Below are 23,186 nucleotides of genomic sequence, written 5' to 3' on the forward strand. Positions count from 1 at the left end.
TTCAAATCTTCTTTCGACGAACCCTTTTTGCATCGAGCCATTCCACTAGGATTTCATGGCTCCGTTCCGCAGGAAAGCATGCAATCGGGATCACAAAAAACTGCGTCCGTGTCAGATAAACGTTGACCGCATCTTCGGTCACAGCATAAGCAGAGATGGCTTCAAACTTGAACTTGCCCTTAACGCTGCCGTCTTCACTGCGCTGATTGATCGAAGCAGGAGTGATGGTGTAGGTAAACGACTGGTCCATCCACGGCGCAGGCCGCCTTGCGTAAGTCAGCATCAGACGAAGCCACAGCGCCAAACCGATAGCCGCCGCATAAATAGCGAGAAGCCCCGTAAAGGCCCGGCTCGCAGATTCATTGGGCATCGTCAGGCTAATCCCAACCAGCGCCAAGCTTAGCGTTACAGTGCCCATAAACCACCTTCGATAAGCCCGCAAACTGTGACGCAACAAAAACTTACGACTCATCACAAAGGGAGTCGTCACAATCTCTTCGCTCACGATCCCTCACCGTCGTAATTCGAGCCCCCACCGACCATCTCTTCCGCTTCCATGATGTTCACCAATACGTCGCGCGGGCGTGGCCCGTCCCTCGGGCCCACAATCCCCCGCTCCTCCATCATGTCCAGCAACCGGGAAGCCCGCTGAAAACCAATCGAAAACCTTCGTTGCAGCATCGATGTCGAAGCCTGCCCGCGCTCAACAACCCAAAGCACCGATTCGCGCCACAGGGCGTCGATCTCATCATCGCCAGAGCCACCGCGCTCGCCTCGGCCTGCATCAGCCTCTTGCCGAGCCAGTTCGACCGGGTTGATCTGATACTGAGGCCGCTCCTGTTCTTTCCAGAACTTCCCAACGCCCTCAATCTCTTTCTCCGTTACGTAGCAGCCCTGAATTCGGGTGGGTTTGTTGGCATCGATCGGCGAGAACAGCATGTCGCCCCTGCCGATCAATCGCTCTGCGCCACCCTCATCCAAGATCGTCCGTGAGTCCACCTGCGACGAGACAGCAAACGCCAGTCGCGACGGGATATTGGCCTTAATTAAGCCCGTAATAACGTCAACCGAGGGTCTTTGTGTAGCGATCACTAAATGGATTCCAACTGCCCGTGCAAGCTGCGCCAACCGCACAATCGCCGTCTCCACTTCTGCCCGCGCCGCGATCATAAGGTCGGCAAGCTCGTCGATCACCACGACGATGTAAGACATCTTCTCCTGGAAACTCGCCTTCTCGTTCCAGCCGTCGATATTGCGCACACCCGCCTCGCTCAAGATGTCGTATCGACGATCCATCTCTCGGCAAAGCGCCCGCAAGACCGGAGCCGCCTCCTTCACATCTTTGATCACCGGACACATCAAGTGCGGCACGTCGTTAAAGAGCGAAAGCTCAACCCGCTTCGGATCGATCATCACAAAGCGGACATCCTTGGGGGTGTTGCGCATGAGCAGGGACATGATCACCGTTGCCAACCCAATCGACTTGCCTGAGTTGGTCGCGCCTCCAATCAAGATGTGCGGCATCTTGGCAAGGTCGGCGTACATGTTCCGACCGGCAACGTCCTGGCCCAACGCGATGCAAAGCCGCGAAGGATGATCCCGAAACTCCTGAGACTCGCAAAGCTCACGCAAAGAAACGGCATACCGGTGCGCATTCGGCACTTCCACACCAACCGCGTTCTTCCCCGGAATCGGAGCCTCCACGCGAACCTGGGCCGCCGAAAGATTCATCGCGATGTTGTCGCCGAGAGCCCCAATTCGGCTGACCTTGATGCCCGGGCCAAGCTGAATCTCATAGCGCGTCAACGTCGGGCCGGTCGCGACTTCAACCACGTTGGCGTCAATCCCAAACTCTTCAAGGGTCGATTCCAGCGTCTCGATATTCTCCTGCATCTCCTGCGGTGTGCGCTTTTGCCGTGCGGGAGGATTCGCCAGAAGTGTAAGAGGGGGAAGCTTGTAGCCCTCCTTCGGAGTCGCATGTTCGACCTCCGCAAATTCAAGTTCGCGCTGTTCGGTCTCGTGGAAAATCGGAGTTGGCTTGCGTCTTGGCTCCTCTTGAACGTCGTCGGCTTGCGGTCGCGAACGCTCAACGGTTCGCTCCTGTACCACCGCCCGTGTCACGGCCTTCTTCGCAACCGTTGCCGTGCGCTTAGGTGCCAACGATTTGGCCTTCGAATGAGCCGTCTCCAGCATCGCCCGAATCGATGTGTTCGCCGCCAAGACAAACCCAATAAGCCCCAAAGCCACCAAGCCGATCAGCTTGCCCGCGCCCAGCAGCGAGAACGATGCCCACCCCATAATCGCGCCGACATATCCACCCGAAGACGTCACAACCGAGGGATCGAAGAAGTCGCTTCCCAACGGCTGGGCAATCGCCCCGAGAATCGCCAAGAAAACCAACGTCAGGCCCATCCCAAGCTGATTGATCGAAATGCGTCGCTTGCCCGCGATCGAACCAGCCCCCAGCAAGAATAGGCAAACACAAACAACCCAAGAGCCCTGCCCAAAAAGCAGACGCAGAAAGTTGCTCAGTGCTTGGCCAACGATGCCGGAATCGGAAAGAACGAGCGAAACTCCCGCAATCAGCGCGAGAGCGATGCATACGATTCCAACAATATCCCCCGTCTTATGCGAAGGGGTTGACGTGGAAGATCGTTTGCCCTTGTTCACGGGACGTGTGCTCACCTTCATCCTGAATTTTCCCTACGCCATCCATAGCGCGGACTTTCATTATAGCTTGGGTTGGTTCTATGGTCGTGCCGTAGAGGCCAGATTTGACTTTGGCAGCGCGTACGAAGGTCGTTCTATCGCCATTCGGATGTACCTTCTGGTGCCCGAAGCCATGACACCCGACTCATACATGCGAAGCTCCGTTCCATCGGCAAATCTCCACGTGGTGTCACCCATAGGCCCTGGAGTCGAGATACCGCCCGGCAATGCCTTCGTGTAAAACGCGAGCACATCCGAAACCGGGATATCCGTTTCAAAGTCTGCGTCATACCTCCAGCCGCCATCTATGTAGCGGCAGCGAACAACATAGACCTCCTCACGCTTGGGCCACTCAAGACCCGACATAAGCGGGATGCCGAGCCGCGCCATCTCCTTCTCCATATCCCCCCGAACGTCATTATCGGGGACGATTTCTGATCTGGTTGTGACCGTGTAGCCGCCATATTGATACTCAAAAGTACGGGTCTTCCCCCCGTCCAAAGTGATCGCTGGAGCCTTCATTGCCGTACCCACAATGTGATATCCGGCAAAAGAAAACAGCGCCACAAAGAAGGTCACAACCCAAATCCAAGTCTTGACCGACCGAGGACGTCTAGGCTCGTTTACAACCGCATCTTCCATGAGTCTTCACCCACAGACCATTCTAAAACGACTTTTCCAATTCCCGATGTCGAATATTCTCCACACCACCAAATCAGACAGAAAGACCCTACGCAATCGGATCACCTAAAGCGCCTCCCCCTTGAGGGGGAGGAACAGTGAGCGTAGCGAACTGAGACGAGGGTGAATCAAGCTCAGCGCTCAGAAAGACTTTTCCGATTCCTGTCGCCGAATGTTTAACAAGAGGGCCACGCTGGACATACAAAGCCACATCGCCGACCCGCCATAGCTCAAAAACGGCAGCCAAAGCCCCACAACCGGCAGCAGTTCAAGCACCATCCCCATATTGACCGCCATGTGAAAGGCCAAGAACGAGAAGACACCCGCCGCCATCATCCGCAAAAACGGCTCGGATGCGTGAAACATCACCAGCCAGACCCGATAGAAAAAGAACCCGAAGGTCGCAAGCAGCAGTGTCGCCCCAAACAGCCCCCCCTCCTCTGCCGGAATCGTCAGCACATAGTCGGTCTGTTGCTCCGGAACAAAGTCCTTCTCCTTATGCTCGCCCTTCAAAAACCCTGTGCCAAAAACGCCACCGCTGCCGATAGCCACACGAGCCTTCATCGGCTGATATTTGTTCCCCTTTTCGTCAGGGTTGAACATCGCAAACACACGCCCGCGCTGATACTCGTTGAGAATCCCCGGCACAAGGATCGCCGTCGTCAGCAGAGCGCCCATCGCCGCAATCACAATCACGATGTACTTCACCGGCACCCCCGCACAAAGCGAGATCCCCAGCCAAATCGTAATCACAGCAAGCGTGGCCCCTAGGTGGGGCTGCATAAAGATCAGCGCCATCGGAAGCGAAACATGCAGCAAAGAAAGCAGAAACGTCGAGAATTTGTCGACGGCGTGGACCCGAGCCGCATAATACGCCGACAGGGAAATCGTGACAAAAAGCTTTGCAACCTCGCTCGGCTGCAGTTCAATCGGACCAAACCGAATCCAGCGCTGCGCCCCTAACCCCTCCTTGCCGATGGCAAGCACCATCACCAACAGCACGATGTTCACAACGTAAATGCTGTTCGCATACCGGGAGAGCCACTTGGGAGGCACCAGCAAGAGTGCAAAAAATGGCACAAGGCCAAGCCCAATACGAAAGACCTGACTGCTGAAATAGTTTGTCCCCGCTGCCCGATCCTTCGAAAAAAGCGACATCAAGCCGATCAGGATAAGCAGACCGGAAGCGACGAGCAGCCAAAGATCATAACCCGACCATCGGCTTTTAGTGGCAGAGACGGTCCGTCCGGCTACTGCCGGGCTGGAGGGCAATTAAAGGCCCTCCACTTCTCCCGTATCCGGCGATTGCGGCATACGTGAAGAAGCGCCTCCGAATTCCCTCTTGAGCAAACCTTTGCCATTCACGAACCAAAAGCCAAGCTCTCTCTTCGCTGGCTTCGGACCCACACCGTCAATAAACAAGTTCATCCGCACATAAACGGCGTTGTCATCAACCCCTGGAATATTGAGCTTGTCGAGCGAAACATTCAACTCAGCGCGAGCCTCATAAGGCGCCGCCCCAGAACTGATCTTGCCTTCCCACTGCCAAGTGTCGCCCTCGTTCATCTCCGATTGAAGCAACAACACCGGGGGATCGTAAGTTTCACCAATGGCGGAGGTCATCTCGATCTCCTTGCCCGTGACGCGGTAAATCTCCGTCTCCAAAGCCTCGCCAAACGCCTCCGACCGAATCTTCACCATTTCGCCTTCGGTCTCCACATTCAGGGTGACGGGCAGCTCCAAACCCGAAAGAACGAGTTGAGCATCCTGCCGATCCTGTAGGGCCGGGCTGACCTTCGCGATCTCAATCGTAATCGGAGGACCCTGCGGGGCTCGCGGGCCAAACAGTTTGGGCGCAAGAAATACGCCGCCGACAACAAGTGCCACGACGATGGCGATAATTCCGATGGGTCTGGCCGAATTGCGTCCCACAGTGCTTGTTACTTCGGAGCCTCAAACTTAATAAGTTTCATCTTGGACTTAATTGTGTTTCTATCGACAGTATCTTGAGTCTCCATCTCCACCAACCCCAGCCCTTTCGCATAAATCATGGTCTGCTTGACCCTCTGGAATCGTCCAGGAATCACTTCCATCTCCGCTTCCAACACCAATTCGATGCACTCTCTCTGTTCGTCGAGGATCTTGCGCTTTCCTTTCGGCGTGGATTGCCCTTTCATAGTAAGCGGAATCAGATCGCCGCGATAGATTGTCCCCCCCGAAAACTCCCATTGGACTTTCTTTGTGTCCACCTTGAGAATCGGATGCGGGGTCACCAGAGGCTCTTTTTGGTTGTAGGCGACAATATACACGGTATCGCCCTCGATCCGATAAAAACGCTTCTCAAGCGGACCGGCATTGTCGCTGGTGGTAAACGGGATCGCCAACTTGCCGTCAATCTCAATGTGCGGCAAGACTTCATCCACGCTGATGGCTTTCAGCTTCATGCTGTCAAGCGTGGTTTCGTAAGTCCACTTTGTCCCTGGCTGGGTCGGAAAGTAATCCGCAACGGCGGCCTGTGCGAATGTCAAACTAGCGGCGAGCAATGCAATCATGTGGTGAACCTCCTTAATTGGACGGTTTTGCAAGCTCTAAGTTCGTCACCTGTTCGTTTCCGTCCGAATCTTTTGATGTCAAAGTGAGTTTGACAATACCGACTCCCTTGACCATCCATTGCGTTAGCTTGGTCGAACTCGTCACAACTTTGCCCGATTCTTTCTCTTTTCTCGACGCAGTTCCCTCCGATTCAACCTTCAAAGCATCAAACTCGCCCATCGGCGTGCTCACTTTCTCATTGCCGACCACACGATTCTTCATCTTGACCGTAATAGTCCCTTGCGCGTCCATGTCGGCGGTCAGACCCGTATCCCACGTCGATCCTGCGGCCAGACTCGCGGGCATCTCCACAACCGGCTTCTCAAGCTTTTTGCCGTTGAACGTCGAGGTCAGCACGCCGTTCTTGTTCAGGACAAGCTCTTCGCCCGTGCCGAGCAAAGCTGCCAGCGCGCTGCTGCGATCAACCGCAAACCGAACCTCGTTCTCCTCAATCGCAAGAAGCCGAACCGCGATGGTCCCCTCACCCTCTTTCAACTCGGGTTCACTGCCCTTGCCACGCACAATGCTCGTCGTGTACTTGACCGTCAACGGCCTGTCGTAAGTCAGGCTGTAGTAGTACATCGCGTCCGATTGAAGCGCAGGTGGGATCTTTGCGAGTTCGCCCGAAAGCGTCAACACCGGCTCGATCTTCTCAACGACGGCGGCAGGCTTGGAGACGACCGGCACATCGTCGCCCTTCTTTGCCACCGGATACAGAGAGTCGTTGCTTGCTTGACAGCCGCCCAGAGCCAGTGCGCCCAGAGCAGCCAAAATCCAATACTTTTTCACAGCCATCACTTCACTACATACGCTTTCAAACGGAAGGTTAGCACTCCTGCGATCTGATTCGCGGCAAGAACTTCCTGACGATAGCGGACAAGTCCGACGTTTGGCGAGTACCAGCTGGTCGCTCCATAAGTACCTTTGCTGTTCTTTCCAGCGAAAGTGCCCGACGTAACGATGGGAATTGTCGAGAATCGCTTGCCCTGATCGGTGTCCACGATCTGAGTTTCAAGCACTTCAGACTCCGCCGTCACTTTGCCAACCTCGTTGAGCATCGTGGTCGCCGTCCCTTCCCACTTATACTTCTCTCCCACCTTAACCGGGAACTTGATGGAAGTCTGCATGGGGCTGAACATTACTTCCGTCAAAACCCCCTCTTTTGTGCTCGTGCTCGCCGAGAGTTGATACATCCCCTTATCGTTGACGAGCCACTTCTGGCGATCGGTGACGTTGCCGTCCTTCGACAGTTCGACAGTCCCCACCTTTCCATTGGGTGTCTCTTCAACCTTTACGACCTTGAAAGTAATCTCAAAGTCGCCGTTGAGCTGCTGTCCCTGCGCATTCTGAGCGCGCTGCTCGACGCTGTAAGTCCACTGATTCCCCTCCGTCATCGGATAGAGGTTCGTTTCCTTGCCCGCCTCCACGGTAGCTTTCGGCGGCTCCTTAGCCTGCTGAGGAACATAACCGGTGCTTCCGCTTCCACACCCGCTCAAAACGGAGAGGGTCAGCGCCCCAAGGGCGAGTTCTTTTACATATCGCATTCGCATCAACTTAGCTTCCACCTTTTTCTAAATTCTTCAAAGTATCGACAGTCGCCTTCGCCAGTCTATAGTCTCCCACACCTTTCACGGTCACAGTTGTTTGTGACAACTCGTGCTGTACGGCAGGCGCGGCGATAGCGTTCCCGTCCCATATAAACAATAATTGTGCCCCAACGCGGTTCAGCGAATATTGCCACAGCCGCATCCGACCCTCTTCTGTCAGGTCCAGGTCAATGTCATAGACCGTTCTGCCATCCGAAAGTTTGCGTTCTGTCATCCGTGCATCGCTGATCAACTTTTCATTGATGATGACGTTTGCACTCGACAGAATAAGCTCTGGCCTCTCGGCAAGCGCCTTCGATCTCGCCTCCGAGATGTTCGCCTCAAGCGACCCTCGAACGTTCTCCTTGGGTGTCCTTGCCTCAAGGATGTCCTTTGCCATCGCGCTGTAGTAGCCGACGATCTGGTCAACCGTGTAGTTCTTGCCCTGATACCTTCGCTGAACGTTCTGAATAAACGTGGGCGTGTACGATTGGAGGATGCGGGCCGTAATCGCCTTCTTGGTGTTGCCAACCTGAACGTTCACCACAACCGGTGCATCGATCACGATCCCCTCTTCAACCGCCTTCACGGTCATCGTGTCCATGGGAGTTCCATCGAGCTTAACGTTAAGGTCATGCTGCAGCTTGGCGATCAGCTCAGCGTCCCCATCGAGGGCTTTGCGAATGTCCTCGGCTTTCCAAATCGCGGGCTGCGGTGGCAACTCACCTTCGTTGAGGTCGTTCATCACCATCACAAAGCGGCTCAGCGACTTTTCGTTGCCCTGCAGCGACTCCAACAGCTCACGCATCGGAACGCGCTTTTTTTCCGCATCTTGAGCAGAGCTTTCCGCGTTGTAATCCGTGTCGTGCTTCATGCCGGGGTTTGCCCCACGCACAAGCTGCGCCATGTTGTTCGCCACCACGATGTGGTAGCCCACACCCGTGTCGACTCCAACCAGGTTCACCCGCGCGGGCGCAATCGGCTCAAAGGACAGACCCGATACGCGCCAGACGTTGTAGCTGCGATAACCAAAGAACAGGGCGACGACGATAACGACAAATCCAATGGCGATCTTCGTTGCCGGTCTTATCTTCTTTTTTCCTTTCATGGAATGGATGATTGCTCCTTGCCGGACTCAACAACGCAAACCGTCGATAAGTTCGGGCGACGCCACAACCTCGCAATGGGCGCGTAGATTTTACCGCCCACTGCCTATTCGCTTGGGTTGAAGCTCGCGTACAAGCCACCCGCAACCCAGGATGCAAGAAGGCCTATCCCAACGCAAGCGCCCCCCGCTACAGCCCCCGCAATCCAAATCGGAACTCCCAATGCCCACAGGCCGCCGAAAACGACAACTCCCGGCAACGACAGAATCCCCGTCCCGATCATCATCATCATCCCCCGAAACTGACGCTGGCTCGCATCGTCCACATCTGGAAACAGCATGATCACCAAGAACATCGTCGAGCTGAGAAGATAGGTAAAGCAGGGCATCAGCAGCAAGCCACCCAATACCGCCGACCAAAAACTTGGCTGAATAATCAGCGCCACCACTCCCGAGAGCAGACAAACCAGCGAGCCCAACAACGCCTTAGAAAGCACCTCATAAGCCACCGTCGCCTGAGGCTTGAAGGGCAAAGGCTTTTGGAGATCGACACGTCGAAGAACTTCGATAAACCCAGTCTGCGCCAAAGCCGTGGTCGCCATAAACGCCGCCGAAGCCTGCATCACAAAGTAGAAGATCGCCTGCGCCATCTCCTGGCTTGGCAAGAAAACCGGCAGCAGACAGATAAACAGGCCAAGCAGGCCCATGCCGATCCACAACCCTAGCAAGCCTCGAACCTGAAGAATGATCTCCTTCCAGACGATAGCCATCGCCCCTTGCCAGCGCAGGCGAAACATCCAGCGAGCCCGCCCCGCCTTCACCTTGCCCGAACGTGCATGTTCGGCAAGCATTGCAAAGGAGTCACCCTTCCTCTGCAGGTCGCGCATCGTGTTCGACTTAAAGCCTCGAACCGCCGCTTGGTCATACATCCATCCAGCGTTTTGGAACGCGTAGCCGAAAGCCACCACAATCAGGGTGAGAAGCCCTCCAAAGCCCGCCAAACCGTTCCAAATGTTCGCCTGAAAAGCCGCCATCGTCATCCTTGTCGCCAGACTCGCTGTGAAGAAGATCGTCCTCAACACAGGCGAACCCGCAATCGACAGCAACTCTTGCGAGGACTGACTCTGCCGAACCTCCCATCCGATGTGAGCAAAAGCCACCACAACAAGGATGCCAACACTCCAACCCAAAATCTTTCGGTTCCTATCGCTCTGCGTATCGCTCCGATTGATCGCAAGACTCAGCGCGTAGTTGATCGAGATCCACACCATCGAAAGCAAAATCCAACTCAAAAAGATAAGCCGAATCGCCATCCCCGAATACTCCGGATTTGGCATATTCCGAAAGAGCGCTTCCCAACCCATCCGCACCGGCTGAAAGCCCAAGAGCAGAATGAGAAAAGGCAGAAACAGCGTCAAGAAGTAATCCCGCGCCATCCGAAACACCAAGACGATTCGCGGGTGGATAGGCGTCGGAAACAGAATATCGACATCCGCTGCCTGAAACCCCTTGGTCTGCGTTGCTGTGCCCATCATCAAAAACATCGTCAGCAGCGCAAAGATGCCAAAAACCAGCGCGTCAATGATCTGAAGCGGAGGAAACTCCAGGACTCCATTAATCCTGCCCCCAAGGGAACTTGGCATGGGGCGACCCATCGTCGGACGGATAAACCAGAAGAAGTAATAACTTAAGAAAAACAAGGCGCCGATGATCCGCCTCGGCGAACTGAAAGCCCGAATAAGCCCATTCAGGAACGACTTATAGCTCAAAAACAGCAGGGGCTTCATGCGATGCCGGCACTCCTTCCATCGTGAGTTTGAGGAAAATATCTTCGAGCGACATCTTCTCCATGCCTGGCGTGCGCCGTAACTCTTCCAGAGTCCCCTGAACCAGCATCCTGCCCCGCGACACGATAATCACACGGTCGCAAAAGCGCTCTGCCGTATCCAGCAAGTGCGTCGAAACCAAGATCGAACAGCCCGCTGCTCGCGCCCGATTCAACTCCGCCTTCACCTCGGCAACACCCGCCGGGTCAATCCCGATAATCGGCTCGTCAAAAAGTAAAACACTCGCGTCGCGAATGAACGCACAGGCAATCGCCAGCTTCTGACGCATCCCCTTGGAAAGCGTGGCAACAAGCTCCTTTTTCTTCTCAAGCAGGACGTATCGCTCAAGCAGCATATCTCCGTTCTGCTCAAACTTGTCCAGCGAATTGAAGCACATCGCCACAAACCGCAGATGCTCCTCAACCGTGAGCAATTCATACAGAGAAGGCATCTCCGGAACAAACGCCAGCGCCTGTTTGGCCTTCGCCTGATCCTGCTCAAGATCGTAACCATTGATGCGGATGGCCCCGGCATTCGGGCGGAGAATCCCCGCAATGCAGCGAAGCGCGGTGGTCTTGCCCGCTCCATTCGGCCCGAGCAGACCCACAATCTCCCCTGGCTGAATGGTGAAAGTTAGGTCGTCGACGGCTCGCAGATTCTTGTACTCTTTGACGAGCCCGGTCACTTCAAGCATTGATGCCTCGCCAAGGTTGTACCTTACGCGGCATCGAACCGGCACGGCCTTGGCACAGGGTGACCAAAACCGGGAACTTCCACAACAAAATCAAGTGTATGAACGCATGATACGTAAACTTTCGTAGGAGAACACGCGAATGCTAAAGAAGCTATTCATCACCCTCGCCACCGTTTTGGCCGTCACCGCTTGCCAAGCCCAGATTCAATTGACCATCGGTGGCAACGCCGTGAACTATCAAGCCCTCACACGCAAAGACGTCGCCAGTGACCTTGCCCTTGAACCCGGACAGCAAACCAAGATCGCCGCCGCCCTCAAGACACATCAAGAAGACGTCCACGAGGAGATTCAGTCCATCTTCTCTGGCGGAGTGTCGAGCCAAGAGGAAGCCCAAAAAGCAGTCAACGATCTGATCACTCGGCTCGACGTCGAGCTAAGAAAAAAGCTATCCGCCATCCTCACGCCCGATCAGCTCAAGAGATTCGATCAGATCGAACTTCAAATCAGCGCGGTCCGCGCATTCTCCCGTGAAAACATCGCAAAGGCGATGGACTTCTCAGCCGATCAAAAGAAGAAGCTCGACTCCATCATGGAGACCTACAACCAAGGAATGCGCGCCATCAACGAAAACGCTCAGCACGAGCAAGTCGACGGCGGCTTCCGTGTCATCCTCGGCCCCGAAGACGAGAAAAAGCTGGATCAGTTGCGCATCAAAGCGCTCGACGACATCAAAAAGCTGATGACCCCCGAACAAAAGAAAAAGTGGGATGAGCTAACTGGTCCCGAATTCAAAATCTCCAAATAAGCCACTCGCAGAATAGACGCGCGGTTGACTCAGCCACCAGAGTTAACCGCGCTCGCAAAGCCACCGCAACACGCCACTCCCAGAACCCCTCGATATTCTTTAAGCAATAAGCGAACGTCCACACATGGTGGGGTACCCTGCAACGCAATATCTAAGGTTGAAAAAGTATGAGCGTTGCAGATTTTGGCGGTCGAATTAAACAGGAAGTTGCCAAGGCGATCGTTGGTCAAGAGCATGTGATCGAGCACACCCTCGTCGCGATTCTCGCGAACGGGCACGTGCTGATCGAGGGCGTCCCCGGCGTGGCCAAAACCCTGCTCGTCAGAGTTTTAGCGAAGACCCTCAACCTCGAATACGGACGCATCCAATTCACCCCCGACCTCATGCCCAGCGACGTTCTGGGAACTCGAATCTTTAATCCCAAAGAGGGTGAGTTCGTCCTCCGAACGGGACCGATCTTCGTCAACGTTCTCCTCGCAGACGAAATCAATCGAACCCCACCCAAAACTCAGGCCGCACTCCTCGAAGCGATGGAAGAGCGGAGAGTCACCATCGACGGGGAACCGCTCCAACTTCCGCCCCCATTCCTCGTTTTCGCCACCCAAAACCCCATCGAATTCGAAGGCACCTACCCGCTCCCCGAAGCCCAGCAAGACCGATTCCTGCTCAAGGTGCTTGTCTCTTACCCGCCCGACGAAGTTGAGATTGATGTCCTGCGCAAGCATAACGCTGGCTTCCGGCCCCAAAACCTCGAAGACGCTGGCATTCAAGCCGTCGTCACCGGGGATGAGCTCGTAGCGATGCAAAAAGCCGTTCAGGAAATCACCATCGAAGACAAGGTTTTCAGCTACATCCAACAGCTCGTCAAGGCCACGCGAAACTCCAACGACATCCTCGTCGGCGCTTCGCCCCGCGCTGGCATCGCTCTCGTCAACTGCAGCAAAGCAATGGCCGCCCTCCGAGGGCGCGATTTCGTGATCCCAGACGACGTCAAAGAACTCGCGCTCCCAATCCTCAGACACCGCGTGATCTTGCGTCCCGAAGCCGAAATCGAGGGTCTGACCGTTGACCGCGTACTCACGACCTTGATCGACGTCCAAGTCGTTCCGCGATGAAGCTGCTCCTTCTCAAACGGCAGACGCTCGGGGGCATCCACTCCCATGCAACCAGCCTGGCGGAAGAACTGCGACGTCAAGGCCACGAAGTCCACCTTGAAGAAGCGACGGATTGGATTCCAAACGAAACGGGAAGGAAGCCAGACAAGGCCGTTAGCGAACGCCTCAAAGCCCTCGCCGAGCCCTACGACCTTGTCCACGCATTCGGATACCGCGCGGCTTGGGCCTGCAGCGCCGCCTTCGCCCACAAAGAAGCATGGCTATACACCGCCTACGATCTCCCCAAAACCACCCACCGCCAACTCATCAGCCGTCTAAACGATTCCCAAGCCGGCATCTGCAGCTCACGAGCCGTCTTCCGCGTCCTCGACGAAGCCATCGCCATTGACCTCACCACCATACGCCCCGGCATTGCCGTCCCAATCGAAAGCCCCGCCGACAAAACCACCAGCAAAAAGGCATTCGATATCGAGGCGGACACCCCCGTCATCGGCGTCGCCACCCGCCATATCCTCGACTGCGGCCTCAGCAGCGTCATCGCCGCGATGGAGGAGGTCTGGGCGACCAAACCCGACACAACCCTCCTCATCGCAGGCGACGGTCCCGAGCGAGAAAACTTCGAGCGGGAAGCCAAGATCACGACCAGGAACCAGCAAATCCGCTTTCTTGGCGTCATCGACGACCCCGCAACCCTTTACCGCGCGTCCGATGTAGTGATTGCCGCCAGCCTCAAAGCCGGATTCAGCATGAGCGCGCTCGAAGCGATGAGCCTCGGGGTGCCCGTTCTGGCCCGAAACCGACAAGGACTTATCGAACTCTTTGATCGCGAGATTTCTGGCTTTTATTTCGAGAGCGACGACGAACTCAGCCGGACTATCGTAGACCTGCTGGAGATGCCACTCACCCTCGAATCGGTCGGGCGAGCAGGCCGAATTCGTGCGATGGACCGCTACAGCCTCGAACAGTGTGCCAATCAAGTCGTCGAACTGTATAGAACTATCCTCAGAGTGAACTCAGAATGAACTTACTTACCCTTTGCATCTGGATCGCCTTCTCCCAAGCAGGCGGTCAACTTCCCGCCAAGTATCAACCCAGCCTCCCCGAACCCACCAAAGTTGTCGCCCGCGTCGATGGAAAAGACATCACCGCTGGCGAACTCATGCCGTTACTCTGGGACTGGCGCGCAAACGAAGTTCTCGAAGATGTGATCCAGCTGCGTCTGATCAAAATTCAGGCCGAAAAGCTCCAGGTGACCGTAAGTCAAGAAGAGATCGAGTCCTCACTCGCAAAGCAACTCGAATCTGTCAAAGCCAACCTTCAACCTGGGCAAGACCTTGAGGCATACATTCGCGAACAAGGCTTCCCCCGATCCCGCCTCTATCTCCGACTCCATGCCGAACTCCTACTCGACAAGATCGTGCTCAAGAGCTTCGACCCCAATCGCTACGTCGAAATATCCACCATCATCGTGCGCCCAAAGTCCGAGGCCGCCAGCGATCTTGCCGAGGCGATCAAGAAGGCTCAAGAAGCCTACGATCTCCTCAAGAACGGCTCAAAGTGGGAGGACGTGCTCAAGCGATACGCCAATGAGCCAGAAGCGCTCACCGCAAACGGAAGGCTTGGCTGGCGGATGATGGGCGTCTTTCCAAAGCCCGTCCAAGAAGACCTCATCAATATCAAAGCTGGCGACTACACCCGGCCCGCTCAAACTCAGAACGGCATCCAAATTTTCCGTCTTGATCGACGAGGCAAAGACGCCACTGGAGCAGAGCTTGAGGACCTCAAAAACCAACATCGAAGCGAAGCCCGCGCGACGATCCTTGAGCAGATCCGAAAGGATACGAAGATCGAGAGAATGCTGGGTTCAGGAACCGGCCTTTATTGACGAAATTTAGTCAAATCTTCTAAGAAATACCGGTTTCCACGCACGGGTACTTCCCAACCGAACGTCGATCCATTATCATAGCGTCAGATTGAAGAGCGGTTTGAAACCGCTCGGGGGGATCGGGCCGGTGGGATGGACCCCGAACTCACCCAAAACGTGTGTGGACCAGGAGGAATGATGGGTACTGCCTATCCTTGCGGGCGTAAGAGCCTGTTTCGTCTTTCGTTGTTTGTAATTCTGTTCAGCCTGTTTTGCTGCTCGTTTGCGGCGAATCGGCACCCCCAAGTTCCGCTCGACGTCCGCGTCGAGCTTAAAAACGGACGCCAGTCCGACGACGTGGCGCGAATGCTCGCCGAGGGCATCGGCTCAGTCAGCCACAAAGCTTCGGCGGGCGTCTATCACATTCGTCTGTATTCGAACATGCCTCTTGCCGACGCAATTACGCGTCTCGAAAAACGGCCCAGCGTCGCCCGAGTAAGCGCCCTTGCGCCAAAAATGCCCGGCAACATCCTCCGCGAAGGCGATGTCACACGCATCGAAGCGATCGTCGATGGATTTAAGCAGGCTTATTCGGAATACAAGCACGCCACCGGACGGCCCGACGAAGAGGAAGAATCTGGCGAAGAGACAGAAGAAGACGCCGCCCTCGACTTCCTTCAAGGGTATCTGCAGCACATGCAGATCCGCGCCTATCCCTTCAAGCGCGTCGATTGGACCGGCCTGCAAAGCGCCATCAGCGAGCGGATGGAACGCTTGGAGGCGACCGACCCGAAAATGTACACACCCCAGTCGATAGGCTGGGAGTTCATCGGCCCGACCAACCTTGCCGTCCCCTACCGCCAATACTACGGCAACGGCCCCTGCAATGGCCGCGTCAATTCGATCTGCTATGCTCCCCCGCCCACAGGTGGAGCCAACCCCACGATCTACATTGGAGCCCCCCTCGGCGGCGTCTGGCGAACTGAAAACAACGGATCGACCTGGGAAGCCCTCTCGAATAACTGGCCGTGGCAATCCGTCGGCGCGATAGCCGTTAGCCCCGCCGATCCAAACCTCCTTCTTGTCGGAACGGGCGACTATTTCGGCTTCGATTGGCCCGGTTTTGGCGTCATGCGATCCACAAACCGTGGAGCCACATGGACCCAAGTGGGCTCAGGAACGTCAGGCACGGGGCGGTTCAGCTCAATTACATTCGATCCCGACAATCCCAACAACGTGATCGCATCGGCAACCAACGGAATTTTCCGCTCAACGAACGCCGGTGCAACCTGGACCATCGTCGCCTCCGGCGATTACTCCAGCGTTAGCTACGGAATCTCCTCGGGCGGTTCGCGTACATGGTACGCAACTCGCCCCAACGCCCCAACAGTTTGGAAATCGACGAACAGCGGCGCGTCTTGGACCTCCATGACCGATCCCATCGTCAGCCCCAGCAACCGACCCGCCATCGCCGCATCCAAGGTCACTGCCGGAACCCTCTATCTTCTGGACACGACGAACAGAAAGGTATTCAAGAGCACAACCGACGGCGCATCCTGGACCGACGTCAGCGCCGGATTCCCCAACGGCTCAAGCAACTACAACTGGAGCCAGGCTTGGTACGACTACCACATCAACACCTCCTCGAACGGGGCCACCGATGTGATCTACATCGGCCTCATCGACATCGTACAGTCCAAAGATGGCGGCGCAACCTGGCGAAACATGGGTGGCTCCAACTGGACCGCCACCTACACCAGCACCGCAATCACGCACAACGATCAACATTGCTGGGCCGTGAACCCGAATAATCCCAACGAAATGATGGTCGGCAACGACGGCGGCATCTACAAAGCCGTCTTCAACTCAGCCGCCGACACCATTACGTGGACGTTCATGAGCGCCAACCTTGGCATCACCCAGTTCTACTCCATCGCGACCCACCCTACCGACCCCGATCACATCGCCGGTGGAACCCAAGACAACGCAACGCCACACTCCAGAGGCAACCTCTCAAGCTGGAGCAACCCCGGAGCGGGCGACGGCGCGGGCACGGTCATCAACCAAAGCAATCCGCTTAACCAATACATCAGCTGGCAGTATCACGGGATCTACCGAACCAACAACGCTTGGTCCTCAAGATCGACCATCACGCCGACCTTGACCGGACAGTCCAAACCGTTCATCGGCAGGCTCTATCTCGACGCGAACAATCCGCGTTATCTCTACATCAACACCAACTTCTTCAACCGATACGATTCAACAACCAGCGCTTGGACAGTTGCCATCAGCAACTTCAACTTTGGTTCCATCTTCGAAGGGTTTGAAGTCGCCCCCGGCGATAGCAACACGCTCTATGCCGGAACCCGCAACGGAGCGATGTTCAAGAGCACGAACTGGGGTACCAACTGGACGCAGATCAACCCCGCTGGCTCTGGCCTGCCAAATCGCACGATCACCTCGGTAAGCGTCAACCCCACCAACAAGAACGACATCATAGTCGGGCTCTCCGGCTCGGGTGCTGCTCACCTGTGGCGTTGCACAAACACAACGGTCGCTGTCCCGATCTTCACCAGTGTCAGCGGCTCTGGAGCCACCGGCCTTCCCGACGTTTCCCTAAATACCATCGTCCGCGATCCTGACGATCCCCAGATGACATGGTACGTCGGCACCGATATCGGCGTGTTCCGAACCACCAACGCGGGAGCAACCTGGACCGACATCTCGCTCGGCAACGGCATGCCCCCCGTGATCGTCAGCGAGTTGAGCATCCAAAAGCAAACCGGATACCTCACTGCGGCAACCTACGGACGCGGCATGTATCGCCTTCTCGTTGGCGGAAATGCCACCGTGAGCACAGTCACCTTCTCGCCAAGCTCTGTCCTGGGCGGAAACAGCTCCATCGGAACTGTGACGCTTACAAGCCAAGCCCCATTCGGCGGCGCGGTCGTCTCGCTTACCAGCGGCTCGGGAGCCGTCACGGTACCAGCAACGGTAACTGTTCCCGAGGGCTCCGTCTCCGCGACGTTCACCGCCAATACAACCCCCGTCGGTGCGGTTACGAACGCATCCGTCACCGCGAGCTATCACGCCTCGCAAGCCTCCGGCAACCTGCAAGTTCTCCCCGAGTGGTACTACGGCGCGCCCGACCAGGTCTCTACGCTGAACCTGACGAACGTCACGGGTGGCGTAAGCAGCGTCGCCGCGTCAGACAACGACTACTACGCAGGCGATTCGACCAACGTATCGAAGTCGTCTCAGTTCTACTTCGCCACCCAAGCCCCGACGACGAACCCGACAGAACTCAAGTTTGAGCTTGAGATCAAGGCGGGCGCTCAAGGACTCCCGTACAGCATCATGATGTTCGACTATGTGTCCAACAGCTATGTCAAGGTGGGTGGAAGCACAACAACCCTCAACGATACGCTCGTGACGCTGAACGTGCCCAACCCAGGCCGATACATCAGCCCGACGAACCGAATGGAGGTCAGGATCGTGGTCAGCACCGCCATCCGTTCAACCCCCGTCTGGCGTCTCAGTGTCGACTGGGTCCGCTGGGGGCTGAAAAAGTAACCGAGCGAATCTCAAAAAAATCTGAAGTTAAGCAGCCGACCTCAAGGGGAGGAATCCGCCTCTCCCTTGAGGTCAGCACCACATAACTACGCAAGGATGGATGAGATTGTGAACGCAGTGAACAGCCCGAGAGCCATTCCAATCTCCAATCCACAATCCACAATCCACAATCTACAATCTACAATCTACAATCTACAATCCCCGCGCGACGGGAATCGAGCGGATTTCGTTCGACTCCCGTCCCGTTTTATCCACAATTCTGCCGGGCAGGTCCTGGGTTCGGGCCTAAGCTGTGGTAAAGTCTAAGCGTAGGAGTCACCACGGACTGGTGGAAACGGAGGTCGGGATAAGGAAGTCCCCTCCCACTCTTCTCTCCTCTTCCTTGCTTCAAGTAAGCTTCTCGCGACATGCCCCGAACGTTGCTTGTCGGTTCTCCAAATGTTTCTTGGCGACAGTGGATCGTTGACGCTGCCCCGTCCCCAAACGTTCTCTGCCTCGATCCCGCCGACACCGATTTTGGACTCCCCGCAAGACTCACGCTGTTCACCGGCGAAAAGGTCGTCAAATGGCGATTCTTCGGCGGCCTGAGCGCCCTTCGCTCCCCAAACAGCCTGCTCGTTTCCCTCAACGAACTGCTTCAAGACACCCCCGAAGACCTCACGATCCAACTCTTCCCCTACCGCCCCAGCCCACTGCTGCGCCAACTCACACTCCAAATCGCCCAAATCCTCCAACCCAAACACGTTCTCATCACCGACGACCTCGCCATCGACACACGAGGGTGGCCCGTCGGCCCCGAAGTCATCCCCGCCCCCAAGGGTTACCCCCCGATGGTCCGCCACGCCCAGCGCAAAGCCCGCTGGCTCAAGCTGCTCGAAGACTGCGAACCGCACCAACTCCGCATGCGCGATATCGCCATCGAAGGGGCTCGCCTGGGTTCAGGAACAGAGCTGGACCGCGCCCAATACGGAAAGCTCTCCCTCGACAACGCCCACCGCATCGAGGTTTGCGGCACTTCCCTGCTCGTCATCACCGACGAATACCCAAACGACGGACAGATCGCCCGAGCCCTCGACATCACCCACTGCAGCAAAGCCCACGTCGTCAACACATCCAGCTACGAAAACCTCGTCTGCACCTTCGCCGACGACTCCGGTGCAGAGTTCGGATTCGGAATGATCGAAAAGCTCGATTTCAAGGCCGAAATCGCCCGTATCCGCGCCACCGCCGAACCCGGCACACCCGTGCGACTGCTCAAGCTCGGTGGGCTGAAGGTCGATCTTGAGGGACGCGAACTAGGGGAAGCCAAGCCCTGGGAGGTATAACCGCCCCATGCGCCTGTACCTGGTAAGACACGCCCAAACCGAGTGGAATGCGCAAGGGCGCGCCCAGGGACACACCGACATCGAGCTCGACGCCGAGGGCCAAACCCAAGCCGAACTCCTTCAAAACGCCTTCGACGGCGTTCGCATCGCCCGAATTCTCTCAAGCGATCTCAAGCGCTGTCTCCAGACCGCTGAGCAGGTCGCAAAAGCCACCGGCGCACCCCTCATCCAAGACGCTCGCCTCCGCGAACGAGGCTTCGGAGAATGGGAAGGACTGCCGTTCGAAGACATCCTTGCTCGCCGACAAGAGTTCGAGGCGCAAGGCGGCGACCCGTTCGACCATCGCCCCCCCGGCGGCGAATCCATGCACGACGTTTGGAACAGGCTTGGCTCGTTCATCGAGCAGCATGAGTGCGAAAAGGAACCTTTAGCGGTCGTTACACACGGCGGTGCCCTCGCGATTTTCCTCGCCCAGATCATCAAAGGTTCCGGCTCCACCGCAAGGGCTTTCCGGTTTGGAAACACAGCCGTCACCGAGCTTGAAAGACACCCCGACGGTCACTATGTGCTGATCCGGTTCAACGACACGTCTCACCTGCAGGAGAAGCGTTCCATTGAAGGAAACCTTGAAGGCACGCATCGGTAAATGGGCTCCAACCGTCGCGAGCGCGGCCCTGCTGTTTCTCGCCTTCCCTCCCGTCCACCTCAAGGTCTTCGTGTTCATCGCTGTCGTCCCCTGGCTCTACAGCCTCACCAAAGAGGACGCCCGATACGCAGGCCGCTCGGGATTTCTTTTCGGCTTCCTCGTTGGGCTCAGCCAGCTTTACTTCATCCCAAAACTGGCAGTCGATTGGACCGGCAGCGTCGCGCTCAGCATCATTCCATACATCCTTGCGTGCATCGTTTACGGCCTCTATCACGCCGTCCTCGGTAGAGTTCTTTGGTCGGCAATCCAAAGCAAGCAGCTTTGGCTGCTGCCCCTAATCTGGACGGGTTGGGAAGTCGCCCGTTCCTACATCCCCGGTCTGGCCTTCCCTTGGAGCATGCTCGCAACCCCCCTGTACGACTCCCCCAACCTCGTCCAGCTCGCCTATTTCGGCACCGTTTACGCCGTCAGCGCATGGGTCATGATCGCCAATGTCCTTGTGACCAAGATCTTCCTCGGAACGCATTTCACCCGCCTAAGAAGCTGGTACGCAGTCTTCATTTTGCTATTCGCCGCAAGCATCATCCGCGCAAACATGCCCCAAGAAGGCACGGTAACCACGTTCACCGCCGGGCAACCGGGCGTCAACATGGCGTTCACCTCCCAAGACGGCCAAGACTCTGCCTTCGCCTCCATCGTTCCTGTCTTGGCTGAGGAGGCCAAAGCTCAAGGATCAAAGCTGCTCATCCTCCCCGAAGGGCTAGTGCTCGGCGGCGACGGGATCCCGCCCGAAACATCTTTCGAAGTCCCCCGCGACATGCCCCTCATTTTTGGCGGCAAGCGCGGCACCAACCCCGCACACCAGGCTGCGTTCGCTTATGACGGAACGTGGAGCTATGCCGACAAGACGCGTCTTGTCCCCTTTGGCGAGTACGTTCCAGGAAGGGCGATCTTCCCCGGAATCGCTACCGTTTTCAAACTTCCCGACGGCGACATTGTCCCCGGCAAAAAAGTGAAAGCCGTAACTGTCAACGGCCTAAAAGTCGGCGCGCTATTGTGCTTCGAAGGGCAGTTCCACGACGTTGCCCAAGCTCAGGCCGATGACGGCGCCCAGGTCCTCGCGGTGATGTGCATTGACGATTGGTACTTCGGAACGTCCGCCCCCGAACAGCTAATGAGCGCGTCCATCTTCCGCGCCATCGAAACCGGCCTGCCCGTCGTTCGTGCCTGTGGCCTCGGTTATTCGATAGGGGTGGATCAACGCGGGGAGATCATAGCCGACGCGCCTCTTGGCAAACTCGCAGCCCTCAAAATCGACGTGAAAGTCCCCGAAAAGACAACGCGCTTCCCCCTCGTGCGCCTCTTCCCTTGGCTCGCATTCATCTGCTTCGCCGGGTGGCTTCTCGGCGGTAGATGGCTCAGCAGAATGCTGCTTGGAAAATCAGTATCTGAATCTGAACCTAAGTCTGATTTCTGATAGCCGATTGCCGATTGCTGATCGCTGATAGCTGATAGCCGATAGCCGATAGCCGATAGCCGATAGCTGACCCTTTACGATCTTTACAACCCTTACAATCCTTACAACCCTGACAATCCTTCTGGCGGAGAGAGAGGGATTCGAACCCCCGGGGCTATTCACCCAACGGTTTTCAAGACCGCCGCATTAAACCGCTCTGCCATCTCTCCGGCGGCGATTGTACCGTAAGCAGTCCCTCCGCAGTAGACCCTCCGACTCCCTTCAAGACCACAAAAAGAAGCGCGGCGGAAGAAGCATCTGGGCATCAACCCAAGCTCTATCCACCGCGCCTTTTCATCAAGTGCTCAAAGACTCGCTAAGCTTTCTCTTTGAGGAGCAGTTCGATCGCTCGGTCAACCTCGGCATTGGCCAAGTCGACAACGCGAACGATTCCCTTGCGGTCGATCACCACGTAATCAGGGTAAGAGTCGCACCCGAAGGCTTTCATAAGCTCGCCGGGCTCGTCAAAGGCGATCAAGAAAGGAAGTTTATTCTCCTCAGCAACGACTCTGCCCTTGGCGGTGTCTTTGTCGGAGTGGACTCCAATAAGGACCAAACCTTGGTCCTTGTAACGTGCATGCAGCTCCTTCAGGTGCGGCATGGACGCCTTGCATGGGCCTCACCAATGAGCCCAGAAGTCCAGAACGATGACCTTGCCCTTAAGGCTCTCCCATGTGGGAGCTTTCTCGGTCGCGTTCATCCATTCCTTGATGTTGAGTTTTGGTGGCGCTTTGCCTTCCCATCCATTCTTAACCTCGTCCGTCTTTCCGCCTCGTTCACGTTTGAAGTCGTCAGAAGATTGAGCGATCAAGACCGATGCGAACGCGAATACACCACAAATCAGGATTGCGATTTTGCGTCCCATAACAGATTCATTATAGGGCAATCGGAGAAATGGCGAACTGCAATCGGCGATCAGCAATCAGCAATCAGCAATCGGCAATCAGCGATCGGCAATCGGCGATCAGCGATCAGCGATCAGCGATCAGCGATCTACAATCTACAATCTCCAATCCACAATCTACAATCTACAATCCAAGGTTGCCTCTCCTCATGTACTCATCACTTATCTTCGTCACTCATCGTCTCCCCAGCAATCGGCAATCCAAATTCCAAAATCCAAAATCTTAGACCCTCCCCCTTGATGGG

The 23,186-nt window shown here is 56.2% G+C and carries 21 protein-coding genes and 1 tRNA gene; 8 read left to right on the top strand and 14 right to left on the bottom strand.

Annotated elements, in window-relative coordinates:
* Nucleotide 1 precedes the first annotated feature (1 nt).
* The 11 genes from KF784_03125 to KF784_03175 form a co-directional block, all read right to left on the bottom strand.
* Entirely contained in the window at nt 2-505 is a 504-nt protein-coding gene (locus KF784_03125) for a hypothetical protein (GenBank protein MBX3118030.1), read from the bottom strand.
* Complete coding sequence (locus KF784_03130) at nt 502-2,685, bottom strand: DNA translocase FtsK 4TM domain-containing protein (GenBank protein ID MBX3118031.1); 2,184 nt, start codon at nt 2,683-2,685, stop codon at nt 502-504. The genes KF784_03125 and KF784_03130 overlap by 4 nt, the downstream gene beginning before the upstream one ends.
* Before the next feature lie 63 nt (nt 2,686-2,748).
* On the bottom strand, nt 2,749-3,351 hold the full coding sequence (locus KF784_03135; GenBank protein MBX3118032.1) for a hypothetical protein: 603 nt from the start codon (nt 3,349-3,351) through the stop codon (nt 2,749-2,751).
* A gap of 180 nt (nt 3,352-3,531) precedes the next feature.
* Nucleotides 3,532-4,662: a rod shape-determining protein RodA gene (locus KF784_03140; protein MBX3118033.1), complete on the bottom strand. Its 1,131-nt coding sequence runs from the start codon at nt 4,660-4,662 to the stop codon at nt 3,532-3,534.
* Nucleotides 4,663-5,322 carry a hypothetical protein gene (locus KF784_03145; protein ID MBX3118034.1) on the bottom strand — a complete coding sequence of 220 codons (660 nt, stop codon included), beginning with the start codon at nt 5,320-5,322 and terminating at the stop codon, nt 4,663-4,665.
* An 8-nt stretch (nt 5,323-5,330) separates the two neighbouring features.
* Nucleotides 5,331-5,942 carry a hypothetical protein gene (locus KF784_03150; GenBank protein MBX3118035.1) on the bottom strand — a complete coding sequence of 204 codons (612 nt, stop codon included), beginning with the start codon at nt 5,940-5,942 and terminating at the stop codon, nt 5,331-5,333.
* 13 nt (nt 5,943-5,955) lie between these two features.
* A complete protein-coding gene (locus tag KF784_03155) occupies nt 5,956-6,777 on the bottom strand; it encodes a hypothetical protein (GenBank protein ID MBX3118036.1) in 822 nt (273 codons plus the stop codon).
* On the bottom strand, nt 6,777-7,526 hold the full coding sequence (locus KF784_03160) for a hypothetical protein (protein MBX3118037.1): 750 nt from the start codon (nt 7,524-7,526) through the stop codon (nt 6,777-6,779). The genes KF784_03155 and KF784_03160 overlap by 1 nt, the downstream gene beginning before the upstream one ends.
* Nucleotides 7,527-7,536: 10 nt before the next feature.
* Nucleotides 7,537-8,676, bottom strand: a complete 1,140-nt coding sequence (locus KF784_03165) for a hypothetical protein (protein ID MBX3118038.1) — start codon at nt 8,674-8,676, stop codon at nt 7,537-7,539.
* Between the two features lie 104 nt (nt 8,677-8,780).
* Nucleotides 8,781-10,460, bottom strand: a complete 1,680-nt coding sequence (locus tag KF784_03170; protein MBX3118039.1) for a hypothetical protein — start codon at nt 10,458-10,460, stop codon at nt 8,781-8,783.
* Complete coding sequence (locus tag KF784_03175) at nt 10,432-11,193, bottom strand: ABC transporter ATP-binding protein (GenBank protein MBX3118040.1); 762 nt, start codon at nt 11,191-11,193, stop codon at nt 10,432-10,434. The genes KF784_03170 and KF784_03175 overlap by 29 nt, the downstream gene beginning before the upstream one ends.
* Before the next feature lie 139 nt (nt 11,194-11,332).
* Here KF784_03175 and KF784_03180 point away from each other — a divergent pair, with 139 nt between their 5' ends.
* The 8 genes from KF784_03180 to lnt all read left to right on the top strand — a co-directional run bounded on the left by KF784_03180 (nt 11,333) and on the right by lnt (nt 21,998).
* Entirely contained in the window at nt 11,333-11,998 is a 666-nt protein-coding gene (locus KF784_03180; protein MBX3118041.1) for a hypothetical protein, read from the top strand.
* A 167-nt stretch (nt 11,999-12,165) separates the two neighbouring features.
* Nucleotides 12,166-13,113: a MoxR family ATPase gene (locus tag KF784_03185; protein MBX3118042.1), complete on the top strand. Its 948-nt coding sequence runs from the start codon at nt 12,166-12,168 to the stop codon at nt 13,111-13,113.
* Nucleotides 13,110-14,135 (top strand): glycosyltransferase family 4 protein, encoded by a 1,026-nt coding sequence (locus KF784_03190; protein MBX3118043.1) that lies wholly within the window; start codon nt 13,110-13,112, stop codon nt 14,133-14,135. Before KF784_03185 ends, KF784_03190 begins: the two co-directional genes overlap by 4 nt.
* Entirely contained in the window at nt 14,132-14,998 is an 867-nt protein-coding gene (locus tag KF784_03195; protein ID MBX3118044.1) for a peptidylprolyl isomerase, read from the top strand. The genes KF784_03190 and KF784_03195 overlap by 4 nt, the downstream gene beginning before the upstream one ends.
* Before the next feature lie 177 nt (nt 14,999-15,175).
* On the top strand, nt 15,176-18,550 hold the full coding sequence (locus tag KF784_03200) for a hypothetical protein (GenBank protein ID MBX3118045.1): 3,375 nt from the start codon (nt 15,176-15,178) through the stop codon (nt 18,548-18,550).
* Nucleotides 18,551-18,957: 407 nt separating this feature from the next.
* Nucleotides 18,958-19,875, top strand: a complete 918-nt coding sequence (locus KF784_03205; GenBank protein ID MBX3118046.1) for a hypothetical protein — start codon at nt 18,958-18,960, stop codon at nt 19,873-19,875.
* Nucleotides 19,876-19,882: 7 nt separating this feature from the next.
* On the top strand, nt 19,883-20,521 hold the full coding sequence (locus tag KF784_03210) for a histidine phosphatase family protein (protein MBX3118047.1): 639 nt from the start codon (nt 19,883-19,885) through the stop codon (nt 20,519-20,521).
* Nucleotides 20,490-21,998 (top strand): apolipoprotein N-acyltransferase, encoded by a 1,509-nt coding sequence (gene lnt / locus KF784_03215; GenBank protein ID MBX3118048.1) that lies wholly within the window; start codon nt 20,490-20,492, stop codon nt 21,996-21,998. The genes KF784_03210 and lnt overlap by 32 nt, the downstream gene beginning before the upstream one ends.
* Nucleotides 21,999-22,120: 122 nt before the next feature.
* On the opposite strand, the gene KF784_03220 is transcribed toward lnt, so the two are convergent.
* The 3 genes from KF784_03220 to KF784_03230 form a co-directional block, all read right to left on the bottom strand.
* Nucleotides 22,121-22,207, bottom strand: a tRNA-Ser gene (locus KF784_03220).
* A 146-nt stretch (nt 22,208-22,353) separates the two neighbouring features.
* Nucleotides 22,354-22,638 (bottom strand): TlpA family protein disulfide reductase, encoded by a 285-nt coding sequence (locus KF784_03225; protein MBX3118049.1) that lies wholly within the window; start codon nt 22,636-22,638, stop codon nt 22,354-22,356.
* Between the two features lie 18 nt (nt 22,639-22,656).
* Nucleotides 22,657-22,902 carry a hypothetical protein gene (locus KF784_03230; protein ID MBX3118050.1) on the bottom strand — a complete coding sequence of 82 codons (246 nt, stop codon included), beginning with the start codon at nt 22,900-22,902 and terminating at the stop codon, nt 22,657-22,659.
* Between the last annotated feature and the right edge of the window lie 284 nt (nt 22,903-23,186).

The sequence above is a fragment of the Fimbriimonadaceae bacterium genome, assembly GCA_019638775.1.
Classification (GTDB): Bacteria; Armatimonadota; Fimbriimonadia; order Fimbriimonadales; family Fimbriimonadaceae; genus JAHBTD01.

Coding starts and splice junctions, on each gene's coding strand:
- KF784_03135 (MBX3118032.1), bottom strand. CDS start 3,351: ATGGAAGATGCGGTTGTAAACGAGCCTAGACGTCCTCGGTCGGTCAAG.
- KF784_03150 (MBX3118035.1), bottom strand. CDS start 5,942: ATGATTGCATTGCTCGCCGCTAGTTTGACATTCGCACAGGCCGCCGTT.
- KF784_03155 (MBX3118036.1), bottom strand. CDS start 6,777: ATGGCTGTGAAAAAGTATTGGATTTTGGCTGCTCTGGGCGCACTGGCT.
- KF784_03160 (MBX3118037.1), bottom strand. CDS start 7,526: ATGCGATATGTAAAAGAACTCGCCCTTGGGGCGCTGACCCTCTCCGTT.
- KF784_03165 (MBX3118038.1), bottom strand. CDS start 8,676: ATGAAAGGAAAAAAGAAGATAAGACCGGCAACGAAGATCGCCATTGGA.
- KF784_03170 (MBX3118039.1), bottom strand. CDS start 10,460: ATGAAGCCCCTGCTGTTTTTGAGCTATAAGTCGTTCCTGAATGGGCTT.
- KF784_03175 (MBX3118040.1), bottom strand. CDS start 11,193: ATGCTTGAAGTGACCGGGCTCGTCAAAGAGTACAAGAATCTGCGAGCC.
- KF784_03180 (MBX3118041.1), top strand. CDS start 11,333: ATGCTAAAGAAGCTATTCATCACCCTCGCCACCGTTTTGGCCGTCACC.
- KF784_03185 (MBX3118042.1), top strand. CDS start 12,166: ATGAGCGTTGCAGATTTTGGCGGTCGAATTAAACAGGAAGTTGCCAAG.
- KF784_03190 (MBX3118043.1), top strand. CDS start 13,110: ATGAAGCTGCTCCTTCTCAAACGGCAGACGCTCGGGGGCATCCACTCC.
- KF784_03195 (MBX3118044.1), top strand. CDS start 14,132: ATGAACTTACTTACCCTTTGCATCTGGATCGCCTTCTCCCAAGCAGGC.
- KF784_03200 (MBX3118045.1), top strand. CDS start 15,176: ATGGGTACTGCCTATCCTTGCGGGCGTAAGAGCCTGTTTCGTCTTTCG.
- KF784_03205 (MBX3118046.1), top strand. CDS start 18,958: ATGCCCCGAACGTTGCTTGTCGGTTCTCCAAATGTTTCTTGGCGACAG.
- KF784_03210 (MBX3118047.1), top strand. CDS start 19,883: ATGCGCCTGTACCTGGTAAGACACGCCCAAACCGAGTGGAATGCGCAA.
- KF784_03225 (MBX3118049.1), bottom strand. CDS start 22,638: ATGCCGCACCTGAAGGAGCTGCATGCACGTTACAAGGACCAAGGTTTG.
- KF784_03230 (MBX3118050.1), bottom strand. CDS start 22,902: ATGGGACGCAAAATCGCAATCCTGATTTGTGGTGTATTCGCGTTCGCA.